The 5,973-nt window shown below is 64.3% G+C and carries 4 protein-coding genes and 2 pseudogenes; 3 read left to right on the top strand and 3 right to left on the bottom strand.

Translation table 11 applies throughout. From position 1 onward, the window contains the following. Positions 1-155 precede the first annotated feature (155 nt). On the bottom strand, positions 156-1,232 hold the full coding sequence (locus tag M3461_20425) for a glycosyltransferase family 2 protein (GenBank protein ID MDQ3776547.1): 1,077 nt from the start codon (positions 1,230-1,232) through the stop codon (positions 156-158). Between the two features lie 302 nt (positions 1,233-1,534). On the opposite strand from M3461_20425, the gene M3461_20420 reads away from it, so the two are divergent. The 3 genes and pseudogenes from M3461_20420 (at position 1,535) to M3461_20410 (ending at position 3,042) form a co-directional block, all read left to right on the top strand. Further along, positions 1,535-1,690 carry a hypothetical protein gene (locus tag M3461_20420; GenBank protein MDQ3776546.1) on the top strand — a complete coding sequence of 52 codons (156 nt, stop codon included), beginning with the start codon at positions 1,535-1,537 and terminating at the stop codon, positions 1,688-1,690. Positions 1,691-2,049: 359 nt separating this feature from the next. Further along, positions 2,050-2,577: pseudogene (locus tag M3461_20415) on the top strand (glucan biosynthesis protein). A 106-nt stretch (positions 2,578-2,683) separates the two neighbouring features. Beyond that, positions 2,684-3,042, top strand: a pseudogene (locus tag M3461_20410) (glucan biosynthesis protein). Positions 3,043-3,183: 141 nt separating this feature from the next. Here M3461_20410 and M3461_20405 read toward each other — a convergent pair. After that, complete coding sequence (locus M3461_20405; protein MDQ3776545.1) at positions 3,184-5,763, bottom strand: glycoside hydrolase family 3 C-terminal domain-containing protein; 2,580 nt, start codon at positions 5,761-5,763, stop codon at positions 3,184-3,186. Continuing rightward, positions 5,760-5,973: hypothetical protein (locus M3461_20400; protein MDQ3776544.1), on the bottom strand; the 214-nt coding region annotated here is incomplete at its 5' end. The genes M3461_20400 and M3461_20405, both read right to left, overlap by 4 nt.

Below are 5,973 nucleotides of genomic sequence, written 5' to 3'. Positions count from 1 at the left end.
CACCCCCCGCCCTCTAAGACCGTGAAAGTCTATCCGCTCTGCGCTACACTCTGTGTTCATAAGGCCGTCCTCGTATATCGGCATAACCTGCTGATCTAGAACATATTATGCTACGAGGTACGGCCTTCTTCCATACCACCGGTGAGAAATCCGGGCTAGCGACTCCAGGTAAACTGTGACGACATAGCATAGTTCCATACCGCGCCGACGAAGGCTCCCGCCATGCCAGCGACCCACCAGACCTGATCTATTCTATAAACGTAGTCGGCAGCTCCAATGTTGGCCAGAACACCGACACTGCAGACCAGATAAAACGACAACAGGCCTACAAGTAGCCTGGTGCCGCGCAAGCGCCGATCGCGGTATGTCAAGATGTTATTCAAATAGAAATTCGATGTCATAGCGATCAGTGTCGCCACCGTCTGGGCCGTAACGAATCCCATGCCTACCAGGCGGAGGCCAAGCCATAACGCCGCCAAGTGTACGCCAAGCCCCAGGGCCCCAATACCTGCAAACATGATAAAGCGTGCAGGCACAACATGTCCCACCCGCTTATCGATAAGAAGCAACAAGTATTCAATAGCGACCTGGCTGTCCAGTTTGCTCGCACCGTGCGTCCGCGGTCGGAACGTATAAGGCAACTCCTTGTAACGTAGCGAGTTCGGCGAGGACGAAAAGAGGTCGAGCAGGATCTTGAAACCAAGGCCAGATAGCCGCCGAACCGCAGAGAAGAAGGCGTCCCGGCGCAGCATGAAGAACCCGCTCATCGGGTCAGAGAGTTCGGTCTTAATGATTAGCCGACTGAGGCGGTTGGCGAGTGCGCTGATCCGAGCACGGGAGTCTTCCCACGCGCCCGTGCTGCCCCCAACGATGTAACGACTACCGATGACGATATCGACCCCCTCGCTCTTTAACGTAGAGAGCATCTTGGGCAACAGGGATTCATCGTGTTGCAGATCGCCGTCGATGACCGCCAAATAGGTTGCACCGGTGCTGCACATGCCTTCGATAACAGCCGTGGACAGACCGCGACGCCCGATTCGCTGCAAACAACGCACGCGGATGTTGTCCAGAGCGAGCGCCCGGATAACATCCGCGGTGCCGTCACTCGAATCATCATCAACGAAAACCACCTCCCACTCTATCCGTTCGAGAGCGAGGCTGAGGCGTTCCACCATCGGTTGAATGTTTTGTACCTCATTAAAAGTGGGGACCACAACGCACAGTTCCATACTCTTACATTCTCCTAGTACAATAGCTGTATCTCTCACGTGAGTCTAGAAATCTGCCTGTGATTCTGGCTCGGGCGCTTGCCATATCGGGATCTGATAATCCCGCCATTTGCGATCCAGAGGCCACGCAACGAGTCCCGTGTCAGCCCTCCTCTTGCCGGTGGATCTGCTGCCGGTCTCGCAGCGATCTGGTCTGCGACACGTTACCCAGCGTCATCCTGCGCTGGGTCAAACGATAGCGGATTCAACGCGGGTTGTCAACGGAGAAAGTGCCGCTAATATTTGGTCGGACGGGCTAGGTAATGAGTTGCGGTGCAAAAGCGGTGCGCGCCGGCGGAAGCGCCGGGCTCGGTGGGTTGGTGGGGATTCTGGGCTCGGCATCCGATGCCCGGGCGCGAGTGCGGCGCGCGGTCCAAGAGGAGTTGTTGCATTACCTCGACGCACTGCAAGCTGCATGAGATCCTCAGCCAAGCGACATTTATGCAACGTTAGAGTTTACAAGTACGATCGGACCCGATACCATTGCGGGGTGGACGACGAATCGCTCATTGCCGAGAAGTTCGAAGTGCGGGCCGGCCGCGGCTGACGGACACGGATGCGGGGTTGCGCCCGGCGCCGGAGGAGTTACGGAGCCGCCACCCGAGGCCTTCCGATGTCGCCACTCCGCTGGATCCTGCAAGAGCGTCCGCACGCTGGCGGCCGAGTTGAGTCGAAAGCCGGGGCAGTCACCAGCTTTCAGGACGAGGAACTGAGCAAGGCGATTCCCTACGGCATCTACGATCTCCGCGCCAACGCCGGCTGGGTCAGTGTCGGATCGATCACGACACCCCGGAGTTCGCGGTCGCCGACGGCGGCGGCAGCCAAGGAGTTCTGGATAGAAAAGCCAAAACCTCACAGTGAAACGCTCACCGTCTATGCCCTGCTCGATAGCCCGAGCGCGGCCGGGGCCTACCGCTTCCTCATCCACCCCGGTATCGATCTGTCGATGGAAGTCAAGGCCCGTGTGTTTCTTCGCCAAGGGGTGAGACGCATGGGTGTCGCCCCCTTGACCAGCATGTTCTTCCATGGCGAGCACGGTGACAGACGCTTCGACGATTCCCGGCCCGAGGTCCACGATTCCGACGGCCTGCTCATCGCCATGCACAGCGGCGAGTGGCTCTGGCGGCCATTGAACAATCCGCGCAAGGTGGCGACCAGTGTCTTCGCGGGAGAGGACATCGCAGGCTTCGGCCTGATGCAACGCGATCGGATCTTCGATCACTATCAGGATTTGACCTCCATGTATCACGCACGTCCAAGCGCCTGGGTCGAGCCCTTGGGCCGGTGGGGACCCGGCTCGCTTTATCTCATCGAGATCCCGAGCGACGCCGAGTTCTACGACAACATCGTGGCCTTTTTTTGTACCGGAGGAATCGACCGCTGCCGGCCAGGAATGGTTTTTCAACTATCGCCTGGACTTCCTCCTCAACAGTTCGCCGGGGCCACCCGGAGGCAGAGCCGTTTCCACGCACACGGGCGCCTCGGGCACGGGCCGGCTCGACAGCAGCAAGCGCAAGTTCGTCGTCGATTTCGGCACCGAAGCCCTGGCTTCCCTAAACCCCGAGGCAAAGGTCGAGCCGGTCCTGAGTGCTTCCTCTCCGGAAGGATAATCAAACCTGAAATGTAGAAGAACCTGATCGACCACTCCTGGCGTCTGGTGTTCGAATTCGCCCCAGATCCCAAGCAAGATCCAGTCGAGTTCCACGCCCAACTCAAGCTCGGGAATCAGATGCTCACGGACACCTGGCTCTATCAGTGGAGCGGGCCCTAGCGCAGGGCGGGCCCGCGCTCGTTCGACCGCGAGACCCGTTGCCGCCGCAGGTCGGGATGCGGCAGCCGGGTGGGCATCGAGCAGAGCAGGACGGCTTCCCAGAGCTCGGACAGCGGAAACGGCTGGTCCGCGAGCGGATCGCTAGCGGCCGGAACCCGGGTCATGCCGATCGGTCTTGACCGTGATCGGCACGATGTGGGCGATGTCGTGAGACGATCTGCCGATGTGTAGCTCGTAGCGCCCGGCGTCGACGTACCAGCCCGGATCGGTGCGCCGCTCGCCTCCGCGCTCGGCCGGTACGGGCACCAAGCCAGCCAGCCGGGCTTGGATCGCGGCCCAGTCGGGATCACCAGGGTCCCAGTAGGCGAAGGCTCGCTCATCGAGCGCCAGCCTGACCGTCGCTGTCTCCCCGGGATCGAGCCATACTTTGGCGAACCCCTTGAGTTCCTTGGGCGGTCGCACCACACGCGACGAGAGAGGAGCCACATAGCACTGGACGACCTCGGCGCCCCGCCGGCGGCCCGAGTTGGTGACCGGCACGTCGATGGCGAGCGTCGCGCCTGAGAGGAGCTCGCTGGACGACGGACGCGGTTCGCCGATCGTGAATGTCGTATACGACAAGCCGTGACCGAAGGGGAACCGGACCGGGAGGCGACGGGCTTCGTACCAGCGATAGCCGACCAGCACGCCCTCGCCGTAGCGGATCTGGCCGTTCTCGCCGGGGAAGTTGCCGTACGACGGGTTGTGTTCCAGCCGGATCGGGAACGTCGTGGGCAGGCGGCCGGCCGGCTCCGACGCTCCAACTAGGACATCGACGAGGGCGTTCGCCATCTCCTGGCCTCCAAACCAGATCTGGAGAATGGCCGGGGCCTCACTTGCCCACCCCATCGTCACCGGCGACCCCGCATTTACGACCACCACCGTGTTCGGATTGGCCGCGACGACCCGGCTGACCAACGCGTCCTGGTCCCCGGGCAGGTCCATCGCCTCGCGGTCGTGACCCTCCGACTCCCAGTCGTCGTTGGCACCCACGAGGAGGACCGCCGCGTCGGCCGCCGCCGCCGCGGCGACTGCCCGATCGAGCAGATCGTCGGGCGACGGCAGGCGACAGCCGACCTTGACGCCCCGGAGCACCGCCGTGTCGTGACTCGAGTACTCGATCACCAGCTCATAGGGCCGGCAGGCAACGAGCTCGACGGTCGCCGTGATCTCCTCGCTGCCCAGGCCGGAGAGCTCCTGGCCTGGCGGTGGCGGATCGCTCATGCCGTCGAGGAGGACCTCGCCATCGACGAGGACACGGGCCCGGCCGGCCTGCACGAGCGTGAAGGTGTGCGGGCCGGCGTCCACCGGCGTGAACCGGCCAGTGGCCCGGAACGAGAACGCCTCCGCGGGGACGTCGGGCGCCGGCTCGCCGAAGAACAGCAGGTGGCTATCGAGACTGACGCGTTGGTGCACCACCGCGCCGGCGAGGTCGGGACCTGCGAAGAACTCGACCGCTAGCCCCGGCGTGCCGTCCGGCGTGCTCAATTGTGTCACCCCAAGCGGCAGCGTCGTACGCGCCGTGTCGCAGCCCCGCTCGTGACGGATGGTAACTCGGTCGCTCAGGCGTGCGCGGATCGCCTCCAGAGGAGTGATGCGGTAGTGGGGCCGCAGGCTGGCCGACCCGCCACCCATGATCTGAGCCCGATCGGCGTTGGGCCCGATCACGGCCAGGGCGCGGATGCGCGCGGGGTCCAACGGCAGCACGCCGTCGTTCTTCAACAGCACCATCGCCTCGGCCGCCGCCTCACGCCCCAGCGCGCGGTGCTCGGGGCGGTCGACGGAGCGCTCGCCGACGTCGGGCGGGTCGTCGAACGCCCCGGCCCAGTGGAACACGCTCAAGAGCCGGCGCACTTGGGCGTCCAGCCGCGCCTGGTCCACCTCGCCGGCCTCGACCGCTCGGGCGAGCGCCGGCCCGAAGAAGCGGCCGGGTCCCGGCATCTCGAGGTCGAGCCCCGCCTCGGCCGACCCCGCGGTGGAGCCGAGGGCGTACCAGTCGGTGAGCACGAACCCCTCGAACCCCCACTCGCCGCGCAGGATCCCGGCCAGCAGCCCGGCGTGCTCGGCGCAGAACGGGCCGTTGAGCCGGTTGTAAGCCGTCATGATCCCGAGCGCCCCCCCATGGCGGACGGCGAGCTCGAAGGGCACCAGGTAGATCTCCCGCAAGGCGCGGTCGTCGATCACCGAGTTGATCGTGTTGCGCTCGAACTCGGCGTCGTTGCCGGCGAAGTGCTTGACCGTGGTGACTACGCCTTGGGACTGCACGCCGCGCACGAACGCGGCGGCGACCCGCCCCGCGAGCAGCGGGTCTTCGGCGTAGCACTCGAAGTTGCGGCCACCCAGGGGTGAGCGGTGGATGTTTACCGTCGGACCGAGCAGCACCCGGCACGCCTTGGTGCGGGCCTCCTCGCCTACCATCGCCCCGACACGCTCGACCAAGCCGGGGTTCCACGTCGCCCCCAGCGCAGAGCCGCAGGGCGTGCAGGCGGCGGTGGCGGGGCCCGCGCCGAGCAGCGCGGACCCACGGGCGCCGTTGGGCCCGTCGGTCATGCGGACCTTCGGGATGCCGAGCCGCTCGATCGCGACCGTCGACCACATGTCCTCGCCGGCGGTCAGCCGTGCCTTCTCCTCGAGGGTGAGCTCGGCGACCAGCTTATCGATGTTGTGGCTGGGTTCGATCATTCCCTTCCTCCGAGGCGCACGATGCTCGCGCGGAGGGCGCTCGACGTCATGGCGGCGATTGTAGCGCCCGGGCGAAGCAGAATCCTAACGAGGCTTCGCCTCAGACCGACGAGATGTATGTCGTAAGGCCGGGGCGTGGTGCATAATGGAAGGAGAGGCTCCGGTTCGACGGTGAAGAACTGCACGCAGTTCTTGCCAATGATGTAGGCC

It is taken from the genome of Pseudomonadota bacterium (assembly GCA_030860485.1).
GTDB lineage: Bacteria > Pseudomonadota > Gammaproteobacteria > JACCXJ01 > JACCXJ01 > JACCXJ01.
The sequence above is the reverse complement of the archived record's forward strand: the minus strand, read 5'-3'. Positions and strand labels throughout refer to the sequence as shown.

Bases quoted from the DNA above. Each gene is read 5' to 3' on its own strand.
- M3461_20425 (MDQ3776547.1), bottom strand. From the start codon at position 1,232: ATGGAACTGTGCGTTGTGGTCCCCACTTTTAATGAGGTACAAAACATT.
- M3461_20420 (MDQ3776546.1), top strand. From the start codon at position 1,535: ATGAGTTGCGGTGCAAAAGCGGTGCGCGCCGGCGGAAGCGCCGGGCTC.
- M3461_20405 (MDQ3776545.1), bottom strand. From the start codon at position 5,763: ATGATCGAACCCAGCCACAACATCGATAAGCTGGTCGCCGAGCTCACC.